At 76.3% G+C, this 21,750-nt stretch carries 13 protein-coding genes; 8 read left to right on the top strand and 5 right to left on the bottom strand.

Going from position 1 to position 21,750, the window contains the following annotated elements; all coding sequences use genetic code 11:
• Nucleotides 1–20: 20 nt before the first annotated feature.
• Nucleotides 21–2,186: a Fe(3+)-hydroxamate ABC transporter permease FhuB gene (gene fhuB / locus ACFVHI_RS05395; protein ID WP_380335990.1), complete on the bottom strand. Its 2,166-nt coding sequence runs from the start codon at nucleotides 2,184–2,186 to the stop codon at nucleotides 21–23.
• Between the two features lie 105 nt (nucleotides 2,187–2,291).
• On the opposite strand from fhuB, the gene ACFVHI_RS05400 reads away from it, so the two are divergent.
• From ACFVHI_RS05400 to ACFVHI_RS05435, 8 genes are all read left to right on the top strand, one after another.
• Complete coding sequence (locus ACFVHI_RS05400) at nucleotides 2,292–3,317, top strand: iron-siderophore ABC transporter substrate-binding protein (protein WP_063351505.1); 1,026 nt, start codon at nucleotides 2,292–2,294, stop codon at nucleotides 3,315–3,317.
• Nucleotides 3,318–3,462: 145 nt separating this feature from the next.
• The gene (locus ACFVHI_RS05405) at nucleotides 3,463–4,248 is read left to right on the top strand and encodes an ABC transporter ATP-binding protein (RefSeq protein ID WP_380335994.1); all 786 of its coding nucleotides are present in this window, start codon (nucleotides 3,463–3,465) and stop codon (nucleotides 4,246–4,248) included.
• A gap of 192 nt (nucleotides 4,249–4,440) precedes the next feature.
• Nucleotides 4,441–5,298 (top strand): DUF4132 domain-containing protein, encoded by an 858-nt coding sequence (locus ACFVHI_RS05410; protein WP_380335997.1) that lies wholly within the window; start codon nucleotides 4,441–4,443, stop codon nucleotides 5,296–5,298.
• Nucleotides 5,295–10,463: a hypothetical protein gene (locus ACFVHI_RS05415; protein ID WP_380336000.1), complete on the top strand. Its 5,169-nt coding sequence runs from the start codon at nucleotides 5,295–5,297 to the stop codon at nucleotides 10,461–10,463. Before ACFVHI_RS05410 ends, ACFVHI_RS05415 begins: the two co-directional genes overlap by 4 nt.
• Nucleotides 10,460–11,644, top strand: coding sequence for an AAA family ATPase (locus tag ACFVHI_RS05420; protein ID WP_063349854.1), 1,185 nt, complete (start codon nucleotides 10,460–10,462; stop codon nucleotides 11,642–11,644). Before ACFVHI_RS05415 ends, ACFVHI_RS05420 begins: the two co-directional genes overlap by 4 nt.
• A gap of 4 nt (nucleotides 11,645–11,648) precedes the next feature.
• Nucleotides 11,649–15,434, top strand: coding sequence for a DUF5682 family protein (locus ACFVHI_RS05425; protein ID WP_380336003.1), 3,786 nt, complete (start codon nucleotides 11,649–11,651; stop codon nucleotides 15,432–15,434).
• A gap of 2 nt (nucleotides 15,435–15,436) precedes the next feature.
• Nucleotides 15,437–17,449: a hypothetical protein gene (locus tag ACFVHI_RS05430; RefSeq protein ID WP_380336006.1), complete on the top strand. Its 2,013-nt coding sequence runs from the start codon at nucleotides 15,437–15,439 to the stop codon at nucleotides 17,447–17,449.
• Nucleotides 17,450–17,549: 100 nt separating this feature from the next.
• Nucleotides 17,550–18,029, top strand: a complete 480-nt coding sequence (locus ACFVHI_RS05435; RefSeq protein WP_063349856.1) for a MarR family winged helix-turn-helix transcriptional regulator — start codon at nucleotides 17,550–17,552, stop codon at nucleotides 18,027–18,029.
• Nucleotides 18,030–18,133: 104 nt separating this feature from the next.
• Here the strand turns inward: ACFVHI_RS05435 and ACFVHI_RS05440 are convergent, their stop codons facing one another.
• Genes ACFVHI_RS05440 through ACFVHI_RS05455 form a run of 4 tightly spaced genes read right to left on the bottom strand, consistent with a single transcriptional unit; the run spans nucleotide 18,134 to nucleotide 21,724 of the window.
• Nucleotides 18,134–18,709 carry an ATP/GTP-binding protein gene (locus tag ACFVHI_RS05440; RefSeq protein WP_063349857.1) on the bottom strand — a complete coding sequence of 192 codons (576 nt, stop codon included), beginning with the start codon at nucleotides 18,707–18,709 and terminating at the stop codon, nucleotides 18,134–18,136.
• Nucleotides 18,710–18,762: 53 nt separating this feature from the next.
• Nucleotides 18,763–19,143 carry a DUF742 domain-containing protein gene (locus ACFVHI_RS05445; RefSeq protein WP_063349858.1) on the bottom strand — a complete coding sequence of 127 codons (381 nt, stop codon included), beginning with the start codon at nucleotides 19,141–19,143 and terminating at the stop codon, nucleotides 18,763–18,765.
• A complete protein-coding gene (locus ACFVHI_RS05450) occupies nucleotides 19,140–19,571 on the bottom strand; it encodes a roadblock/LC7 domain-containing protein (protein WP_063349859.1) in 432 nt (143 codons plus the stop codon). Before ACFVHI_RS05450 ends, ACFVHI_RS05445 begins: the two co-directional genes overlap by 4 nt.
• Nucleotides 19,571–21,724 (bottom strand): ATP-binding protein, encoded by a 2,154-nt coding sequence (locus tag ACFVHI_RS05455; RefSeq protein WP_380336010.1) that lies wholly within the window; start codon nucleotides 21,722–21,724, stop codon nucleotides 19,571–19,573. The genes ACFVHI_RS05450 and ACFVHI_RS05455 overlap by 1 nt, the downstream gene beginning before the upstream one ends.
• Nucleotides 21,725–21,750 lie beyond the last annotated feature (26 nt).

The raw sequence follows: 21,750 nt of genomic DNA on the forward strand, positions 1-21,750 counted from the left end.
TGCGGGACTCCTCGGGGAGGTTAGGCGGGGGTGCCCTTGCGGCCGAGCAGCACCCAGAGCAGGAAGGGGCCGCCGAGGACGGTGGTGACGATGCCGACGGGGATCTCCACCCCGCCGATCAGCACCCGCCCCACGGTGTCGGCGAGCACGACGAGGACGGCGCCGGTCAGTGCCGAGCCGAGGACCGGTACGCGCGCCGGCCCGGCCAGCCGCCCGGCGATCACGGGCGCGGCCAGCGCGACGAAGCCGACCGGCCCGCACACGCCGACGGCCAGTCCGGCCAGCGCGACGGCCAGCAGCAGACAGCCGAGCCGGACCCGGCCCGGGTCGACGCCCAGCGAGGCGGCCACGCTGTCGTCGAAGCGCAGCACCGCCAGCCGCCGGGCCGCCGCCAGCGCGAGCGGCACGAGCACGGCCAGCCCGATCAGGACCGGGGTGGCGACGGCGTAGTCCCGCCCGTTGAGGCTGCCGGAGGTCCAGACGTACAGCGAGCCGGCCGAGTTGAGCGAGCGGCGGGCGAGCGCGACCTGGATGACGGCCGAGGCGAGCGCGGACATCGCGAGGCCGACGACCAGCACCCGGTAGCCCTGCGCGCCGAGCCCGCCGGAGACCAGGGTGACGACCAGGACGGCGGCCAGCGCGCCGAGCGGGCCGGCCCACCAGGCGCCGAAGGTGCCGGAGACGGTGGCGGAGATCAGGACGGCGGCGGTGGCGCCGTCGTTGACGCCGAGCAGTTCGGGGGTGGCGAGGCGGTTGCGGGCGAGGGTCTGGGTGAGGCAGCCGGCCAGGCCGAGGGCGGCGCCGGCGGCGAGCCCGGCGACGATCCGGCCGAGCCGGAACTTCTGCACCAGCAGCACGTCCAGCCGGTCGCCGTAGCCGAACACGGCCTGGAGGGTGCGGCCGAGGCCGAGTTCGCTCTGCCCGGCGTGGGCGGACACGACGACGATGGCGAGCAGCGCCGCGGCCAGGGCGAGCGAGGCGAGCAGCGCCCGGCGGGGGAGCAGCAGCGACCAGGCGCCGCGCCGCAGCACCAGGTCGGGTTTGGGCGCGGGCGGCTCGGACCGCCGGACGGGGGAGGGCTCGGCCGGATCGGCCATGCCGAGCGCGGCGGTCCGGCGGGAGCGGACGATCGCGATCAGCGCGGGGGCGCCGACCAGGGAGACGATCACCGACACCGGCGCCTCGAACGGGCGGGCCACCACCCGGGCCAGCACATCGGCCCCGGTGAGCACGGCGGCGCCGAACAGCCCTGCGAGCACGGTGAGTTGCCCGACCCTGGGGCCGGCGACGGTCCGTGCCAGGAATCCGGCGAGCAGGCCGAGGAAGGAGATCGGGCCGGCCAGCGCGACGGCCGAGGCGGTCAGCAGGGTGACGGCGAAGGCGACCGCGGCCCGGGTGGCGCCGGGGCGGTGGCCGAGGCCGCGGGCGAGGTCGTCGCCGAGCGCGAGCGCGGTGAGCGGCCGGGTGGCGAGCAGGGCGAGCAGGAAGCCCACGCCGAGCACCGGGGCGAGCTGGCGCAGCGTCGTCCAGCCCTCCACCCCGGCCAGCGAGCCCAGCACCCACACCCGGTACCGGTCGTACGCCTCGGGCGAGTTGACGATCAGCACGCCGGTGAGCCCGCCGAAGGTGGCGCCGACCGCCGAGCCGCCGAGCACCAGCCGCATCGGCGACCCGCCCCGGGCGCCCGCGATGAGCAGCACCAGCGTGCTGGCGAGCACGGCGCCGCCGAAGGCGAAGGCCAGGTACCCGTACGAGGTCTGGATGCCGAGTACGGCGATGCCGAGCACGACCCCCAGGGAGGCGCCGGCGTTGACGCCGAGCAGTCCGGTCTCGGCGAGCGGGTTGCGGGTGACGGACTGCAGCTGCGCCCCGGCGACCCCGAGTGCGGCGCCGACCAGCAGGGCGGTGGCCGTGCGGGGCAGGCGCAGGTCGCCGACGACGAGGGCGAGCCGGCTGTCCGCGCGGGCGCCGTGGCGGTCCAGCAGGTAGTCCAGCACCCGCCCGGGGCCGACCTCCCCGGCGCCGACGGACAGCGAGAGCGCGGCGAGGGCGAGCAGGACCGCGACCGCGCCGAGGGCGATCGGCCAGGCGGCGCGGCGGCCGTCCCCGCGCGGTGGTGGCGGTGGCGGCGGGGCGTCCGGCTCGGTGCGGGACTCCCCGGGGGCGCCCACTTGCGACAATGTCATAAGGTAAGGCTAACCTAATGAGCGCATCGTCCTGTGGGCACCGCCACCGTGCCAGGTCACCCGGACGCCGCCCAACCCCCGTACCACCGCTGCCCGGAGGCACCCATGCCGTTCGCCCAGAGCCCGCTCCACCCCGTCCGCCGCCGCGCGGCCCGGGCGCTGGCCGTCACCGGGGCGGCCGCCCTCCTGCTCGCCGGGTGCGGCTCCTCCGGGTCCTCCTCCGGATCCTCGGGCTCCGCGGGCGGCTCCACCGCCGCCGGCAGCCCGGCGGCGGACGCGGCCGGCGGCAAGCGCACCGTCAAGGACGCGACCGGCAAGGCCGTCGAGATCCCCGCCGCGCCCCAGCGGATCGTCACCCTCACCCAGGAGGACCTCGACGCGGTGCTCGCCCTCGGCGTCAAGCCCGTCGGCATCACCAACGGCCAGGGGCTCAACGAGCCGCCCGCCTACCTCAAGGACAAGGTCCAGGGCGTCCCGGTGGTCGGCAACCTGCTGCAGCCCGTGATGGACAAGGTCATCGCCGCCAAGCCCGACCTCATCCTGGCCGGCGACATGCAGGACGAGCAGATGCTCAAGCAGCTGCGCGAGATCACCCCCGCCACCCTCGTCACCATGGCACCCACCGACGACTGGAAGCTCGCCTTCCGCGGCATCGGAAACGCCGTCAACAAGCTCGACCAGAGCAACAAGGTGATCGCCGACTACGAGGCCAAGGCCGCCAAGGCCGGAGGCGACCTCGGCAAGAACAAGGGCGCGGCCGTCTCCATCGTCCGCTGGAACCCCACCGGGCCCAGCTGGATGGAGAAGAAGCAGTTCGCCAGCGGCGTCGCCCTCGACATGGGCCTCACCCGCCCGGCCGCGCAGGACAAGGACGGCAACGCGCACAGCCCGGCGCTCAGCCTGGAGAAGCTCGCCGAGATCGACGGCGACTGGCTGTTCCTGTCCACCCTCACCGACGACGGCAAGACCGCGCTCAAGGACGTCCAGTCCAAGCCCGCCTACCAGGAGCTGGGCGCGGTGAAGAACAAGCACGCCGTCACCGTGGACGGTTCGGTCTGGTCCACCCGCGGCGGGCCGCTCGCGGCCGACGTGGTCATCGGCGACATCGGCAAGGCGCTCGCCGCCTCCTGACCGGCCCGCGTTCGGGCCCCGTTCCGGGCCCGTGTCCGCGCTCGGGCTCGGGCTCGGGCTCGTGTCCGCGCTCGGGCCCGTACCCGGCCGGGTCCGCGCCCGTGCCCGGCCGGCCCGCAGCCCCCTCCAACCGAAGGAACCCTCGATGGAGTTGACGATCCAGGGCCTCACCGCCGGCTACGGCCCCGGCCGCCCGGTGCTCGCCGGCGTCGACCTCACCGTCCCGGCCGGCCGGGTGGTGGCCGTCGTCGGCCCGAACGGCTGCGGCAAGTCCACCCTGCTGCGGGCCGTCGCCCGGCTGCACCGGCCGGACGGCGGGCGGGTGCTGGTCGGCGGCGAGGACGTCTGGCGGCTGCGGCCGCGCCAGGCCGCGCACCGGGTCGCGCTGCTCCCGCAGAGCCCGCAGGCCCCCGAGGCGGTCACCGTCGCCGGACTCGTCCGCTACGGCCGCCACCCGCACCAGGGGCTCTTCCGCCAGTGGTCGGCCGACGACGAGCGGCTCACCGCGCGGGCGCTGCGCGCCACCGGCGTCGAGGAGCTCGCCGACCGCCGGCTGGACCGCCTCTCCGGCGGCCAGCGGCAGCGCTGCTGGCTCGCCATGGTGCTCGCCCAGGACGCGCCCGTCGTGCTGCTCGACGAACCCACCAGCGCGCTCGACCTCGGGCATGCCGTCGAAGTGCTGGAACTGGTCCGCGAGGTCGCCGCCGGCGGGCGGACGGTCGTCATGGTGCTGCACGACCTCGCGGCGGCGGCCCGTTACGCCGACCTGGTCGTCGCCCTGCGCGACGGCTCGGTGGTGGCCTGCGGCCCGCCCCGCGAGGTGGTCGACGCACCGCTGGTGCGCGCGCTGTACGACATCGACAGCGACGTGCTCGCCGCCCCCGGCGACGGCGCTCCGGTGATCGTCCCCCGTGCGGCGTCAGCGCGTTGACGATGCGTCAGATGTGATCTGGCGGGCGGCGAGAGACGGGTGGCGGGGCAGGCGGCGTGCCGCCCTGTCCCGTTCACTCGTTCGACGGGTTTGCGCCCCGGAAGCCGCGCAGCGGCCTCCCCGGCCGCCGCTTTGTCAGTGGGCCTCGCTACGTTCCTCGCATCGCTGACCGGCAGGTGGGAGGAGACGTCCGTGGCATGGGTGGAAACAGGCGCGGGAGGGTACCGCGTCGCGCTCGACGGGGAGGGCAAGGTGGTCTGCCGCAACGCGGCGGGCCGCGAGCTGAAGTCCCTGCCGTCGAAGCTCGGTGACGATCCGGTGGTCACCCAGCTCAGGCAGCTCACCGAATGGCTGGCCGCGCACGAGCGGCGCTGCCAGGAGGACGTCGAGCGGTGGATGGTGCGCTCGCTGCCGGTGCCCGCCGCCGTGCTGACCGCGGTCTGGGCGGACGAGGCCTGGCAGGCCGTCCTGCGCGACCTGGTGGTCACCGGCCCGGACGGCGCCGTCGCCGGCTTCCTGCGCGGTGCGGACGCCGAGCGCGGGCTCGGCCTGGTGGACCTGGACGGCGACACCGTCCGGCTCACCGACGGCGAGATCCTGATACCCCACCCCGTGCTGCTCCCGGACCTCGACGACCTGCGCGAGTTCGCCGTCGAGCTCGGCGTCTCCCAGCGCGTGCCGCAGCTCTACCGGGAGGTCTGGCACCGGCCGGACGAACGGCCGACCGGCACCGAGGTCACCACCTACGCCGGCGGCCGCTACCGGGAGCTGCGCGAACTGCTCGGGCGCTGCGCCCGGCTCGGCCACCGGGTGCGCGGCGGCTCCGCCGTCCAGCCCGTGGTGGAGGCGGGGCGCACCGTCGAGGCCCGCGTCTGGGTGGGCGACTACTACGAGTACGACGCCTGCGAGACGGGCGCGCTCAGCTGGGCGGGCCCGGACGGCCGGGTGCTGCCGCTCGCCGAGGTCGGCCCGATCGCCTGGTCCGAGGGCATGCGGATGGCCGCCGCACTGTACGCAGGCCGCACCATCGAAGGGGAGGACGCCGCATGACCGCCACCGGACTCGACCAGAGGGCCGTTCAGGACGCCGACCGGACGGCCGCCCAGGACACCGGGCCGCACGAGCGGCTGCTCGACGCGGGGGCCGTGCTCCCGCCCGGCACCCTGCCCGGCGTCGGCCGCCCCGACAGCGCCGCCGACGTGCTCACCGCCCGCGCCTACACCCACCCCGCGCTCGACGGGCGCCGGATCGTCCGGCTGGTCCCCGGCGCGCTCGGACCGGCCGAGGACCTCGCTGTCGACTTCCTCGGGCTGGTCCCCGACGGCACGCCCGCCGAGGTCGGCCAGGTCCGCCAGGAGGCGCTCGGCTTCCCCGCCTGGGCGCTGGTCCACGACCCGGCCAACGGGCACCACGCGCTCGCCCTGGTCAAGGAGATGGAACGGCTCTCCCGCCAGGCCCGGTCCAAGCCCGGCACCGCCAAGGACGGGTTCGAGGCGCTCGCCGCCCGCCTCGGCCGCGCCGTGCCGCACTTCCTGCCCACCTTCTGCGAGGAGGTCGGCCGGATCTTCCTCGCCCACGGCAACCAGACCTACGCCGCCGGCTACTTCGGCAAGGCCCGCGAGGCCGAGCGCACCTACCGCCTGACGGTCGACGAGGAACGGCTGCGCGCCGTCTTCCTGGAGTTCGCCCTGGCCGGCGCGCTCACCGTCAAGTCCCTGCGCCAGTACGTCAAGGAGCTCGCCGAACGGCTCGACGCGCTGACCGCCTGGCAGCGCTTCCGCCAGCTCTGCACCGAGCGCTCCGCCGCCGGCATGGCCCCCTACGCCGGGGTCGCCGAGGACGCCCGCGCACTGATCAAGGCCGCCGGGTTGGACCGCGCCGAGCACGAACAGGCGCTGCTCGCCGAACTGCTGGCCGGCCCGGGTGCCAACCGGGCGCCCGGGGCGTTCTGGAAGTCCTGGCACGGCCCCCTGACCGAACTCGGCCGGCGCGACCCGGTGGTCCGGGCCCGCCTGCTGGAGCTGATGCCCGACCCGGCCGGCACCGACGCCGCCGTGAACGACACCGCCTGGCTCGTCCTGCTCGCCGAGACCGGGGCCGAGCAGCTGCTCACCGGCCCGCGCGCCGAGGGCGCCGAGCCCGCCGCCGCGTGGCTGCAGCGCTGGTGCCACCACCTCGGGCGCGGCTGGCGCTCCCGGCCCAGCTGCGCCGCCACCGTCGCCCTGGCCGGCCGGATGGCCGAGCGGCTGCGGGCCGACGGCGTCCCGGTGGACCTGTACACCGGCGTCCACAGCAGCCAGACCCAACTCGACCTGCTGGACCGGCTGCTCGCCGACGGCGTGCCCGTCGCCGACCCGTCGGCCACCCTCCGCTTCGACCTCAAGGACTGGGTCGACCAGTGCGGCCCCGACAGCGCCGGCCTCGCGGCCGTCGCCGCCGACCCGCGGTTCCGGCCCGTCCTGCGCGCCGCGACCCCGCCCGCCTGGGAGACCGCCGTCAAGCGGCAGGTGCCCGCCCTGCCGCTGCTGCGCCGCCTGTTCGAGGAGTGGGCCGAACTCCGGACCGACGAGCTGACCGCCGCCCGAGGCCTGGCCGGCGCCGCCGACCTGGTGAGCTCGCTGAGCCCGTACCGCACCGCCGTGCGGGCCGTCGCCCCGGCCGCCGCCGAGCGGATCGCCGCCCTCGACGTCACCGCCCTGCTCGCCGGGGCGCTCGGCGCCGGCATCCTCGACGAACTCGGCTGGCCGGCCCTGGAAGAGGCCCTGGCCAAGCTCGCCGACCCGGCCGACCCCGCCAAGCCCGTGGACCCTGCGGACCTTGCCGGCCCCGACTCCGCCGTCCCCGACTCCGCCGGACCGGACTCCGAGTCGCCCGACACCCCCGGCCTCAACGGCGGGCGCCTCACCGGCCTGATCGTCGAGGACGCCTGGCCGCACCTGATCCTCGCCCGCCACGACCAGGCCGTCGTGGTCGGCCCGCAGGGCGTCCTGCTGGAGCACACCCTGCGCCTGCCCCCGGCGAAGGAACGCTGGAACCAGCCCCGGCTGCGCTTCGTCGACGGCGAACTCCTCGTCGCCTGGCACCAGGACGGAAAGCAGCACGCCTACTGGTCCAGCCAGCCCGGCGAGGTCGTCGAACTCACCGGCGAGACCATCACCGGCTACCACTACGGCGACCGGGATCCCGAGCCCCCCTCCCTCCCGCTGCCCGGCGGCGGCCGCACCACCGGCGAACGCCCGCTGCACCCCGGCGACACCCGGATGCCCGCCGAACACCGCGTCCTCGGCGACGGTACCGGCCACTGGACAGTGCGCTACGGCCAGGACGGCGCCGTCCTGCGCGAACTCGACCCGCACACCGGCGCCCTCGGCCGCGCCGCCGAACCACCGGTGATCGCCGCCACCGCGGCCGCCGGCCGACTGACCCTCACGCGCGCCCGACTGCTGCCGCTCCAGCCCGGCCTGGAGCAGACGCCGCTCGGCACCGACGGCACCGTGCTCGGCAGCTGGGTCCGGGTCGACCTCGACCGTGCCGTCACCACCACCACCGCCGACGGGCAGGTCATCGTCCTGCCGATCACCGACGGCCACCCGGACCACGTCCCGGTCGGCCGCCTCACCCTCCCCGGCCAGGCGCAACCGGTCGTCACCGAGGCGCAGCGCGACGGCCTCGCCCTCACCCTGCCCGACCTGGCCGCCGAGACCGACCGCACCGTCGACCTGCGCCCCTGCCGCCCGGGGGACTTCGCCGCCGCCGGCACCGCGCTCGTCCCCCCGCTCGACCACTGGCACGCCCTGCGGCCCCGCGACGAGGCGGGCTCACGCGTCCTGCGGGCCGTCGACACCGAGCAGGCGGCCCGCCTGATCGACGCCGCCTGGCCGACCGACAGCCGGCCCGTGCCCGAGGACGAGCAGCGCTGGATCACCGCCCAGGGCGTCCGACGCCCGCTGGCCCAGTCCGGTGGCGCCCGCCGCGCCCTGCCCGTTCAGGCGGTCGGCACCGTCCTGCCCGGCATCAGCCACCCGCTGCTGCTCGCCGGGGTCGCCGGGCTCGCCCGCACCGCCGCCGACCTGCTCGACCGGATCGCCCGGTTCGTCCCGCAGCCGGAGGCCGAGAAGCCGTCCAAGGCCGAGGCCGCCGAGTACCGGCCCGAGCACGGCCGCGACCACGAACTGCGCGAGGCCGTCACCACCCTCCTGCCCGACGTCGCCTGCTTCGGCCCCAACTGGGGCGGCGGAGACCGGTGGCGGGTGCTCAACAACCTGCGCGCCGTCACCGCCGTCCTGGCAGACCCGCCGGCCGCCACCGGCGAGGGCTGGAGCACCCCGGCCACCGTCACCCTGCAACACGGCGACACCCACCACGGCTGGCTCCACCTGCTCGGCCGTCTCGACACCCTCGCCTACGCGGTGGCAGCCCCGCTCACCGAACCGGCCCACCGCTCCAGCCTCGTGCTGCTCCTCGGCGAACTGACCGCGGGAGTGCTCGCCGACCGCGGCGCCACCCTGCGCGAGATCGTCCTCGGCGAACCCGCCGACCGCGCCAACCGCCACCAGCCCGCCGTCCCCCGCGAGGGGCAGGTGCTGCGCCACGGCGACCGCACCGTCGTCATCCTCGGCCACCGCCGGCACCACGAGGGCACCGAGCAGTGGTACGCCGTCGACCACGACCCGAGCGGCGCGTTCGGGCCCGTCGCCCACTTCACCACCGTCAAGGAACGCGGCACCGAGGAGCGGGTCGGCGCCGCCTGGATCGCCGCGTTCCGGCAGGTGGCCGCGCTGCACGGAGGCGCCCCCTGGCAGCTCGACCGCGCCACCGCCTTCGGCGGGCTCACCGGGATCGGCGCCGCCCGCGCCGCCCTGCTGCTCAGCCCGCCGCCCGGGCTCTTCCAGTGGCACAGCGCCGTGCTGCCCGCCGACCGGCTCGCCGAGTACGGCCTCAAGTCCACCGAGGCCAAGGCCGCCCGGGACTGGCTGCGCGGCCGCGACCGGGCCGCCCTCGCCGACGTCTGGGGCGCCCTGCTGCCCGCCGACCCGAAGACCCTCTGGGCGGAGGGCCCCGACCTCGACGCCGGCGCCGCCGCCTGGATCCGGCACTTCGGCCGGCTCGTCACCCTCCCCGAGGCCGCCCAGGCCACCGTCAAGGGCGCGCAGATCGAACACATCGAGGCGGTGCTCAACCCCGCACAGACCCCCTGGCTGACCGGCACCACGGCCTTCCGGCTCAGCGACGGCGGCGGGTCCACCCCCCAGCTGCTCGCAGAGGACCAGAGCGCCGCACCCGCCTCCGGCGACCTCGGCCGCGCCGTCGACGCCCTGCGCTGGCTCGCCTACCACCTGCCCGCCGACAGCCCGCTGCGCCCGCTGCTGCCCGCGGCCGCCGCCGCGCTGCGAAGCCGCCTCGCCGACCCCGACCTGCTGCTCGACTTCCACCTCGTCCACACCACCAAGGGCGCCTCGATGTCGGCCGTCCTGCGCACCCACTTCGGCCTGCCGGCCGCGGGCGGAGCCGACCCGAACGGACTGGTCGACTGCGGCCCGGCCCTCGTCCTGACGCCCTACCACGACGAGTACGAGCGGGTCTGGCTGCGTCCGGCCGGGCTCACCGGCCCCGACGACCCGGTGCTCGAACTGCTCGGCGGGCTGGGGGCCAGCTACTGGCTGGAAATCGAGCGGGGCGCCATCGAGGCCGTCCTGCGCGGCGAAGTGGAGCGCCTGACAGCCGCCGCCACCGAGGCGGTGGTGGCCGCCGACGGCCAGGCCTGGCTACAGCACCCGCAGCTCACTGTCCCCGACCTGGTCGCCGAGGCGGCCCGGGCCCACGGCCTCGGCGAGGACGCCGCGGTGCTCTACCTCCAACTGCTGGCCCTGCCCGACCCCACCGACCGCAACGTCGCCCGCTGGACGGGCTGGAAGCCGGCCAGGCTCAAGCGCGCCCGCGTCGAACTCGCCGCCACCGACCTGGTGCTGGAGGCCAAGCGGGCCCGGGCCGGCCGCACCCTCTTCCTGCCCGGCGGCTGGCAGGAGGCCAAGGCCCCCGCCCTGCCCGCCGAGACGTGGAAGGCCGCCCTCTACGAACTGCCCACCCACCGCGTCCCGCTGCCCCACCTGCCCGTCCCGGAGCTGTTCGCCCGGGCCTGGCAGCGGACCCTCGACGGCGACGCCCCCGGCTACGAAGAGCTCCAGACCAGCAAGCGCAGGAAGGCCCGCCGATGAGCACCACGCCGACGAACAGCACACCGACGGGCAACACACCGGCGAGTGCCGACACCGCCCCCGCGAGCCGGCAGATCATCCCGCCCGAGGAGAAGCACGCCGCCGAACTGGAGTTCCTGGCCGCGTACGACAGCGGCCCGCGCCCGCCCGGCTGGCGGCTCACCCCGCGCGCCGTCGTCACCTTCGTCATGGGCAGCGACGGCGAGAAGCTCAAGGCCGGCCGCCGCGGCCTCGCCATCGAGCAGAAGTTCGTCGGCGAGCGCGCCCTCGTCGAACGCTGCGTCGTCACCCTCGCCGGGGAGCGCGGCCTGCTGCTCGTTGGCGAGCCCGGCACCGCCAAGTCCATGCTCTCCGAACTGCTCGCCGCCGCCGTCTGCGGCACCAGCGCGCTCACCGTCCAGGGCACCGCCGGTACCACCGAGGACCAGCTCAAGTACGGCTGGAACTACGCCCTCCTGCTCGCCAAGGGGCCCAGCCGGGATGCCCTGGTGCCCTCCCCGGTGCTCACCGCGATGACCACCGGGGCGGTGGCCCGCGTCGAGGAGGTGACCCGCTGCCTGCCCGAGGTGCAGGACGCGCTGGTCTCCCTGCTCTCCGAACGGCGGCTCTCCGTACCCGAGTTGGCCGGCACCCCGGACGGACAGCTGCACGCCGCCGCCGGCTTCACCCTGATCGCCACCGCCAACCTGAGGGACAAGGGCGTCAGCGAGATGTCCGCGGCGCTCAAGCGGCGGTTCAACTTCGAGACGGTCGGCCCGATCGCCAGCCTCGCCGCCGAGGTCGAACTCGTCCGCCGGCAGTCGACCGTCGCCGTCGCCCGCGCCGGAGCCCCCTACGCGGTGGACGACGCCGTCCTGGAGGCCCTCGTCACCGCCTTCCGTGACCTGCGCACCGGCCGTTCCACCGAAGGCTGGGACGTCGAGCGCCCGTCCACCGTGATGAGCACGGCAGAGGCCGTCTCGGTCGCCACCGCGCTCGGGGTCACCGCCGCCTACCTGCCCGACGGCGGCGACCTGCTCGGCCGCCTTCCCGGCCAACTCATCGGTGTCGTCCGCAAGGACGACCCGGCCGACGCGGCACGGCTGCTCGGCTACTGGGACGGGCCGGTCCGCCGGCGCGCCGAACAGGGCGCCGGCACCTGGCGCACCCTGTGGGACCTCCGCTCGGCCCTGGAGGCATGAGGCGATGACCAGCACGGTGACGCCCGCCCCGGCCGGCCCCGATCACCAGGCCGGCCGCGACCACCAGGACGGCCCCGTCCGTCCGCTCCGCCCCGGCCACCTGGACGGCCTAGACGACCCGCGCCCGGCCGTCCGGGCCGAGGCCGAGCGGCTGGCCGCCTCCGGCACCGGCCGGCCCGGGCCCTACCTGATCGGCGTGCGGCACCACGCGCCGTCGCTCAGCGCGGTCCTCCCCGCGCTGCTCGACGCCGTCAAGCCCGAGGTGGTGCTGGTCGAACTCCCCACCGAGTTCCAGCCCTGGCTCGGCTGGCTGGCGGACGAGGACACCCAGGCCCCCGTCGCCCTCGCGGCCGCCTCGCCCGGCCGCGAGGGCGGCCGGGGCCCCGCCGCCGACTCCGGCCCCGGCCGGCTCGCCTTCTACCCGTTCGCCGACTTCTCCCCGGAGCTGGTCGCCCTGCGCTGGGCCCGGCGCAACGGCGTCGAGACACTCGCCTGCGACCTCCCGCTCGCCCACCGCACCACGCCCCACGAGGAACAACAGCCCGCCCCCGGTGCCCCCGGCGCCCCCGGTGTCGCCGACGCGCTGCGCCACCGCCTCACCGGGCGCGATTCCGACGACGACCTGTGGGACCGCCTCGTCGAGACCGCAGCCCCCGGCTCCACCCCCGACGCCGTCCGGCGCGCCGCCCTGCTGGTCGGCTGGGCGCTGCGCCGCGACGCCGAGACCGGCCCCGGCGTCGACCCGTACGACCTACGGCGCGAAGCCTGGATGCGTGCCCGGATCCGGGCCGCGGCGGCCGGCGGGCGCCGGGTCGCCGCCGTCGTCGGCGCCTTCCACGCGCCCGCCCTGCTCGACGGGCCCGCCGCCACCGAGGAACCGCCGCACCCGGACCACCTCGGGCACGCCCTCTCCCTGATCCCCTACACCTACCCGCTGCTCGACGCCCGGTCCGGCTATCCGGCGGGCATCCGCGATCCCGAGTGGCAGCACACCGTCCTCGACGCCGGCGGCGACCCCGACCGCCTCACCCGGGCCCTCACCACCACCGCCGTCCGGATCTGCGAAGCACTGCGCAGCCAGGACCACCCCTCCGGCCCGGCCGACGCCCGCGAGATCGTCCGCCTCGCCGGAGACCTCGCCCGCCTGCGCGGCCACGCCGCCCCCGGCCGCGGCGAACTCGTCGAAGCCGTCCAGACCGTCCTCGCCCAAGGCGAACCCCTCGGCCGCGGCCGGGCCGTCGCCCGCGCCCTCGAACGCGTCCTGGTCGGCACCCGAACCGGCCGCGCCACCCCCGCGGCCCCGCGCAGCGGGCTCGCCCCCGCCGTCGAAGCCCTCCTCGCCGACCTCGGCCTCCCCGGCCCCGCCGACCCCGAGCCCCGCGAACTCCGCCTCGATCCGCTGCGCACCCCCCTCGACCGCCGCCGCGAGATCCTCCTCCACCGCCTCACCGCCTGCGGGGTCCCCTACGCCGACCCCGTCACCACCACCGGCGCGGGCGGCACCGAAGCCATCGGCACGCGCTGGCGCCTCCACTGGACCCCGGCCACTGCCGCCATGCTCACCGTCGCGGGCGCCCGAGGCGTCACCCCCGCGCAGGCCGCCGAAGGCACCCTGCGCGAACGCCTCCGCCGCGAACAGCAGGCCGACGGCCCCACTGCCCGCGAGGTCCTCCAAGGCCTCACCGACGCGGCCGCCTGCGGCCTCCCGGCCCTCGCCGACACCCGCCTCACCCAACTCGCCACCGTCCTCCCGTCCTCCGGCACCCTCCCCGAACTCCTCGACGCCCTGGCCCTCCTCGACCGCCTCGCCGCCGGCCACCTCCCGGGCTACCTCCCACCCGACACCCCCGGCGCCCCCGGGGCTCTCGCGTCGTCGCCCGAGCTGGGCGCCGCCCCCGGCCGGCAGGAGCCGGCGTACCTCGCCGCGTTCCCCGACGGCTCCCCGCCGTTGCCCGGTGCGGGCGGGGCGTCGGCCGGGCCGGCGGGGCGGTTGGGGGCGGTGGGCGAGGTGTTGACCGTGGCGGCCGTGCGGCAGTTGGAGGGGTTGGGCGGGTCGGACGATCCGGCGGATGCGCGGGCGCTGGTGGAGCTGGCGCGGCGGGCGGATCTGGACGGCGGGTTGCGGCTGGGGCACGTGCTGGCCGAACTCGCGGACCGGGGGAGTCCGTTGGTGCGAGGCGCAGCCGGAGCGGTGCGGGTGCTGCTGGGGCGGGAGCGGGCGGAGGCGCTGGGCGGGCGGGCGGCTTCGTGGGTGGACGGGGCGACCGGCCCGGAGGCCCGGCACGCGCTCGGGCGGGGGCTGGTCGGCCTGCTGACGGCAGCGGAGGGCCTGTTCGCCACCGCGCCGGAGGCGCTGGAGCCCGTGCTGGAGCGGATCACCTCGCTGCCCGACGCCGCCTTCCTGGACCGGCTGCCGGCGTTGCGCGGGGGCTTCGACACGCTCAGCCCGGCCGCCCGGGACCGGTTGCTGCTCCTGGTCGAGGAACGCCTGGGCACCCGGCTCGCGGGCCTGCCCGAGGAGGTCCCGCCGGCGGTGGTGGCCGGCTGGGTCCGCGCGGATCTGGCCGCCCGCGCGGCGCTGGCCCGGCGCGGCCTGCTGCCGGAGCCCGGGGGCGATCCGGCGTCCGAGCCACCGCACCGCGTCGAGCCGCTCCCTTCCGCATCCGTCGCCACGCGGCACGCCCTCGCCCCGGCCGAGCGCTGGCGGCTGCTCCTCGGCCGCCCCGGCAGCGGTGGCCTGAGCGGGCGGTGCGCCCGACTCGCCACCGCCCTGGACGAGTTGTACGGCAGCGGGCGAGGCGAGGGCTCCGGCCCGGGCCTGGACGGGCGGTCCGGGCGGGGCGGCCGCGAGGCGCCCTTCCCGGGGGTGCGGGAGTGGGCCGAGGAACTGTCGGCGCTGTTCGGGCCGGGCGTCCGGGAGGAGGTGCTGGCGGCCGCCGTGGCGCAGGGCCGGACGGACGTCCTGGAGGCGATCGAGCCGGGTGCCGTCCGCCCGTCGGTCGACTTGCTGCGCACGGTGTTGGAGCATGCGGGCGGCCTGCCGGAGGCGAGGGTGGCGCGGCTGCGTCCGCTGGTGCGGCGTCTGGTGGACGAGTTGACGCGCGCGTTGGCGACCAGGCTGCGTCCGGCGCTGACCGGGATCAGCGTGCCGCGGCCGACGCGTCGGCCGGGTGGCGGACTGGACCTGGACCGGACCATTCGCGCCAATCTCGCCACGGCCCGCCCGTCGGGGGACGGCGGCACACTCATCGTGCCCGAGCGTCCGGTGTTCCGGACCAGGGCCCGGCAGGCGGCCGACTGGCGGCTGATCCTGGTCGTGGACGTCTCCGGGTCGATGGAGGCCTCGACGGTCTGGGCGGCGCTGACGGCGTCGATCCTGGCCGGGGTGCCTTCGCTGAGCACCCACTTCGTGGCGTTCTCCACCGAGATCGTCGACCTGACCGAGCGGGTGGAGGATCCGCTGAGTGTGCTGCTGGAGGTGCGGATCGGTGGTGGCACCAGCATCGCGGGCGGGCTGCGGTATGCGCGGAAGCTGGTGACGGTGCCGTCCCGGACGCTGGTCGTGGTGGTCAGCGACTTCGAGGAGGGCGGCCCGGTGGGCGGGCTGCTGGCCCAGACCCGGGCACTGGTGGATTCCGGTGTGCACCTGCTCGGCTGCGCCGCGCTGGACGACACGGGGACGGCCCGCTATTCGAAGGCGGTCGCGGGCCAGTTGGTCGCGGCCGGTATGCCCGTGGCGGCGTTGAGTCCGCTGGAACTGGCCCGCTGGGTGGGGGAGAAGGTGCGATGAGCGTGGCGGAGCGGACGAGCGGCTGGCCGGCGGTCCGGCCGGAGGTGGTCGCGGAGGTGGTGGCCGGGTTGAGCGCCCGGTTGCAGAAGCGGCTGGACGGCGCGGCGGCGAAGCTGGCGGAGCGGCCGGTGACCCGTTGCGGTGACGAGTGGCGGGTGGAGGTGGACGAGGAGACGGCGCTCGTGCTGCACGCCCCGGGCGCGGTGGTCGCGGATGCGGCCGGCGTCCGCTGCGGTTGCCTGCTGGCCCCGGCCTGCGTGCACCGGGCCGCTGCGGTCATGCTCTGCCCGTTGGCCGAGCTGGCGGAGGAGCCCGGGGAGCCCGAGGAGGTCACGCCGACCGAGGCGGCCCCAGCGCCCTCGGAGGAGCCGCAGGAGCGACGGGAGCCACGGGAGTCACGGGAGTCACGGGAGTCACGGGAGTCACAGAAGTCACAGGAGGCGCAGTCCGAGGCCGGGCCCACCCCGGTGGAGGTGGCGGCGGCCCGCCACCTCCACCGGGCCGGGTGCGCCGTGCTGGCCGCCGGAGTGAGCGGCGCGGGGGCGGTCGCGCAGGCCGAGTTGCTGCGGGCGGCCCACCGGGCGCGGCTGGCGGGGTTGTACCGCCCGGCCGCGGCGGCGGTCGCGGTGGTGACGAGGCTGCGCGCGGCCCGGTCCGGGGCGCCGGACCACCGGCTGGCGGACCTGGTGGCCGGTCTGCGCGAGCTGCTGGACCTCACCACCGCCCTGAGCACCGGCTCCGGCCCGGTCGCCGAGCTGCGCGGCACCGCCCGCCAGGCGTACGGCGAGGAGGGCGGCTTGCGGCTGTACGGGCTGTTCACCGAGCCGGTGCTGACGGCCACGCATGCGGGGGTGGTGAGTTGGGCGGTGGACGCCGGGGGCCGGCTCAGCACGGTGGCCGAGGTGATGCCGCACGGTGACGCGGCGGCCGCCGCCCCGCAGGCGGTCGGGGCGGGCAACCGGACGGTCCGGCTGGGGGAGGCCCCGCTCAGCCACCGGGAGTTCAGCCGTGCCGGGCTGGCCGTCCAGGGCGCCACCCGGTCCGCCGCCGGGCGGCTGGGCGCGGGTGCTTCCGTCCGGGCGGTCCGGGCGGCGGGCGTGGCGTGGACGGCGGAGCCGGTGGCCGCGCTCTGGGCCGAACCGGCGGCCGCCCAGGTGGCGCGGGCGCTCGCGGCGGAGTCGCTGCCGTACGAGGGCCGCCCGGCCGGGAGTGACCTGCTGTTCCTGGACGTGACTCTGCTGGGCCCGGCTCCGGCCGGCCCGGGCGGGGCGCCGAGGCTGCTGGCGCGCTGCGAGGGCGGTGCCGACGGTGCCGATGGTGCCGACGGCGGCTTGGTGGTCGGTCTGTGCACGGGGCACGAGCACCCGGGCCTGGCCTTCCGGGCGAACCTCGCACTGCTCGCCACCACGCCCGGCCTGCGGCTGCGGGTGATCGGCCGTCTGGAGCGATCGGACCGTCCGGAGCTTCGCCTGCTCGCGATCGGCACACCCCCGGAGCCCTCGACGGCCCCCGAGGCCCCCGGCCTTCCCTCGCTCGCCGTCCCCGCGGACCGGGCCGACCGGGTCAATCTCGGCCTCGAACGCCTCCAGACCGCCGACCTGCGGACCACCGACCTCCAGACCGCCACCGCCACCGATGCCGTGCCCGGCTTCCCGGTCGGTCTCCCGAGCGAGGCCCCGTACGGGCCGCCCGTCCACGTGCTCGGCCGCCGGGTCGAGCAGGCGGTCACCACCGGGCGCCATGCCCTGGCCCCGAGCGCGGCCACGGCGGCCGCCGACGGGAGCCTGCTGCGCGCCGCCGGGCTGGTGACGGCCGCCGAGCTCCTGGACGCACTGCGGGCCGCCGCGGACGACCGGCGCCGCGACGTGTTCGGCCGGGTCGTCCCGGACGACCATGACGCCTTCGCCGGGTCCTGGCTGGCGGCCGCCTGCTACACGGAGGAACTGGCCGCCGCGCTCTGCGCCGCCGCCTGGGCCGGGGAGCCCGCCATGGACCGGCATCGAGGGGAGGTATAAGGAAAACTATTTGCATAGACAGCTAATCCGCGTCGGCTGGCATACTTGTCCCAGGGAAGACGTCACGAGACGTGCAGGGAAGTGGAAGGGAAGGCGAGCGATGGGTATCCGCGACGACGCGGCCGAGGTCCGGGCCCGTGGCTGGCGGACTCTCGCCGCGCTGCACGGGCTGATCGACGCGGCGCTGGAGAAGGCGCTGCAGGCGGAGCACCGGCTCTCGGTGGTCGAGTACACGGTGCTGGACGCCCTGTCGCGGCAGGACGGGTGGCACATGCGGATGCAGCAGCTGGCCCGCGCCGCGGCGCTGAGCAGCAGCGCGACGACCCGCCTGGTGACCAGGCTGGAGGACCGCGGGCTGCTCAGCCGCTACCTCTGCGCCGACGACCGGCGCGGGATCTACACCGAGCTGACGCCGGAGGGCCGCACCCTGCTGACGGCCGCCCGCCCGGTGCACGACGCCACCCTGGAGGCGACCCTGGCGCAGGCCGCCGAGGTGCCGGAGCTGGCGCCGCTGGTCCACGCGCTCTCCGGACTCGACGACCCGGCCGGGCTCACCGGCCGCCCCCCGACCAACGCCTGAACCCCGGCCAACGCCTGAACCCCGACCCCGACCCCGGCCCCGACCTCGACATCAAGTCCGGCGCCGGCCCCGGTGACCCCGCGCGGCCCGCACGGCCCGGACGCTCAACGCCGCCCGGCGGACAGGGCGTTGCGGTGCACCTGGTCGAGCAGGGCGAGCAGCAGCTCCTTGCTGGACGCCCGCTCCCGCACGTCGCAGAGCACGATCGGGACCTCGGGGCCGAGGTCGAGGGCGCGCCGGACGTCCTCGGGGCTGGCGTCGCGGCGGCCGTGGAAGCAGTTGACGCCGATCGCGAACGGGATGCCGCGCTGCTCGAAGAAGTCCACGGCGGCGAAGCTGGATTCGAGCCGCCGGGTGTCGGCGAGGACGATCGCCCCGAGGGCGCCGAGCGCGAGGTCGTCCCACATGAACCAGAACCGGAACTGGCCGGGTGTGCCGAACAGGTAGAGCACCAGGTCCTCGCGGACGGTGATCCGCCCGAAGTCCATCGCCACGGTGGTGGTGGACTTGCCCTGGACGCCGTCGAGGCTGTCGACCCCGATGCTGGCGCGGGTCATCCGCTCCTCGGTCTGCAGCGGTTCGATCTCGCTGACCGAGCCGACCATGGTGGTCTTGCCGACGCCGAAGCCGCCGGCGACGAGGATCTTGACCGCGCCCGGCACCAGGCTCTGGGTCGTCAATTCGGGTCTCCTGGAGTGGGACTGAGAGGTGCGGGGCGGTCGGGTCCGCCGGGTCAGAGCCGGCGGACGCCCTCGATCACGGCCTGGATCAGCGAGATGTCCGGCGCCTCGGCGAGCTGGACCGGGGCGCGGGTGAGGATCAGCCGGGCCTCGGCGAGGTCGTCGAGCAGCACCTTGACGACGCTGACGGGCAGGTCGAGGGTGGCCGCGATCTCGGCCACGGCCAGCGGGCGTTCGCGGCACAGGTCGAGGATCGCGGCCGGTTCGGGCGTGAGCCGGCTGGTGTCGGTGCGCGGGTCGGAGGTGACCACCAGGGTGATCAGCGCGAATCCGTCACGGACCGGGCCGGTGCGCCCGTTGGTGATCGCGTAGGGGCGGACCAGATGGCCTGCGTCCTTGTCGTAGAACCAGGCCTCCTCGGCGTCGGCGGTCACGCACCGCCACCCGCGCCGGCCTGGCCTGCGTCGCTGCGCGGTGCCGCGGTGAGGTACTGGCCGACCTGCTTGACCAGCATGTTGATCTCGTAGGCCATCAGCCCGGCGTCCACCTGCTCGCTGGTGAGGACGGCGAGCCGGGCGCCCTGCCCGGCGGTGGTGACGAACAGGAACAGCTGGTCCATCTCGACCACGGTCTGCCGGACCCGGCCGCCGTTGAAGCGGTGGCCGGCGCCGCGGGCGAGGCTCTGCAGACCGGAGGCGACGGCGGAGAGGTGTTCGGCGTCGGCCCGGTCGAGGCCCTGGGACATGCCGACCAGCAGGCCGTCCTCGGAGAGGACGATGGCGTGCCGGGTCTCGGGTACCCGCGCCACCAGCTGGTCCAGCAGCCAGTTGAGGTCGCGCGGGGTGTCGGTGTGCTGCGTCATCACTGCTGTTCCTTGGCTTCCTGAACGGCGGAGGCCTCCCAGGCGGCGGAAGGTGCGGCCGGGAGGTGGGGCGCGGCGGGCGCCTGGGGGGCGGTGGGGGTGGTCGGCGCGTCGGGGTCGGCCGCGCGGGCGGTCCGGGTGCCGCGCTGGATGGCGGCCATGGTGGTGCGGGAGCGCTGTGGCGACGGGTCGTCGGCCCTGGCGGCCCAGGTTCCTCCGGTGGCCCCGGTTTGTCCGGTGGCCCCGGCGGCTCCGTGCCAGGGCCCGGCCTGGGGCGGCGGGCCGACCACGGGGGGCAGCATGGCGCCGGGAGCGTGGGCCTCGCGGAGCTGCTCGGCGAGGCTGGCGTTGCGGACCCGCTGCGGCAGGACCCGCGGGGTGCGCAGTTCGCCGTTTGGGCCGTGGTCCGAGTGCTCCTCCTGGGCGCGTCCGTGGGCGGGCGCAGGAGGCTCGGCGGTGGCACCGTCGAAGGGCCCGGTCGTGGGCCCGGCCGTGGTTCCGGCCGGCACGTCCGCAGCACGGCCGTCGGCCGGCGGCCCACCGGGCGGGATGTCGGACGGGACCTCGTACGGGCGCGGGAAGACGGGCCGGGGGACGACCACGGCCCCGGGCAGACCGGGTATCTCGGCGCCGACCGGCAGACCGCCGTTGGCCGGGCCGGGGGCGGCTCCCTCGGCCGGGCCGCCGTCCAGGGGGTACTGGGCGAGCAGTTCGCCGATGATCACACCGCTGCCACCCGCACCGGGAACACCAGGTCCCCCGGGAACACCAGGCACCACCAGGCCACTGGCCACACCACCAGCCCCGGGCCCGCCGGGCGCACCCGGCTCGGCCCCGGGCGCCGGAGCGCCCGGCCCGGTGCCGATCAGCCCGCCGAGCACTCCGGCGAGCGCGCCGGTCAGCCCCCCGTCCAGCCCGCCGTCCAGACCGCCGGGGTCGTTGCCGCCCGCCGCCCGCACGGGCTCGGGGACAGGGGTCCGGGTGACCCGCGCGCCGGACGGCAGTCCGGCCATGGCGGCCGGCTGGTCGGCCTGCTCCAGCAGCACCGACGGCACCAGCACCACGGCCCGGGTGCCGCCGTAGGGCGAGGGCCGCAGGGTGACCTGGATGTCGTGCCGGGCGGCCAGCCGTGCGACGACGAACAGGCCGAGGCGCAGGTCGTCGCCGAGGGCGGAGACGTCCAGCTCGGGCGGGTTGGCCAGGTAGTCGTTGAGCCGCTCGTACTCGTCCTCGCCCATGCCGAGGCCGCGGTCCTCGACCTCGACCGCCAGGCCCTTGGGGACTTCCTGCGCGGAGACCTGCACCTGGGTGTACGGCGGGGAGAAGGTGGTGCCGTTCTCGATGAGTTCGGCGATCAGGTGGATGACGTCGGCGACGGCCTGTCCGCTGAGTGAGGCGCGCGGCACGCCCTGGACGACGACGCGGGCGTAGTTCTCGGTCTCGGAGACGGCGCTGCGCAGCACGTTGACCATGGGCACGGCGTTGCGCCAGCGCCGGGCGGGCAGGGCGCCGCCGAGGATGACGAGGTTCTCGGCGTTGCGCCGCATCCGGGTGGCGAGGTGGTCGACCGCGAACAGTTCGCGCAGCAGCTCGGGTTCCTCGTGCTCGCGCTCCAGGGCATCGAGCATGCTGATCTGTCGGTGGATCAGGATCTGGGTGCGGCGGGCGATGTTGAGGAAGACCTTCTTCGTCCCCTCGCGGCCCTGGGCCTGGTGGATGATGGCGGCGACGGCGGCCTGGCGGACGGCGGCGAGGCCGTCGGAGGTCTGCTGGACCTCGTCGCCGGTCCGGCGGGACGGTGACCAGGCGGGCGGTGTGGGTACGGGCTCCCCGGCGCGCAGCCGTCCGACGACCTCGGGGATCTCGTCCTGGGCGAGCGCGAGGGTGTCGGTGCGCAGTGCGCCGAGGCGGGCGGACAGGGCCCGCGCGGTCCGGATGCCGTGGGCCAGGCTGATCAGCAGGACCAGGGCGACAGCGGCGCTTCCGGCGATCAGGGCGGTGCGGTGTTCGGTGCCGCGCAGCAGGTAGGCGGCGTAGCCCCAGGCGGCGGCGAGGCCCAGGCTGGGGACCAGTACGAGGGCGAGGAGCGAGCTGCGGAGCGAGCCGGACCGGCCGGCGCGGTGGGCCGTGCGGGGGGCCGATATGCCTGGCATCTGATTCCTTGTTGCAGGGCCGAGTC

Source organism: Kitasatospora sp. NPDC127121, from assembly GCF_042677305.1.
Classification (GTDB): domain Bacteria; phylum Actinomycetota; class Actinomycetes; order Streptomycetales; family Streptomycetaceae; genus Kitasatospora.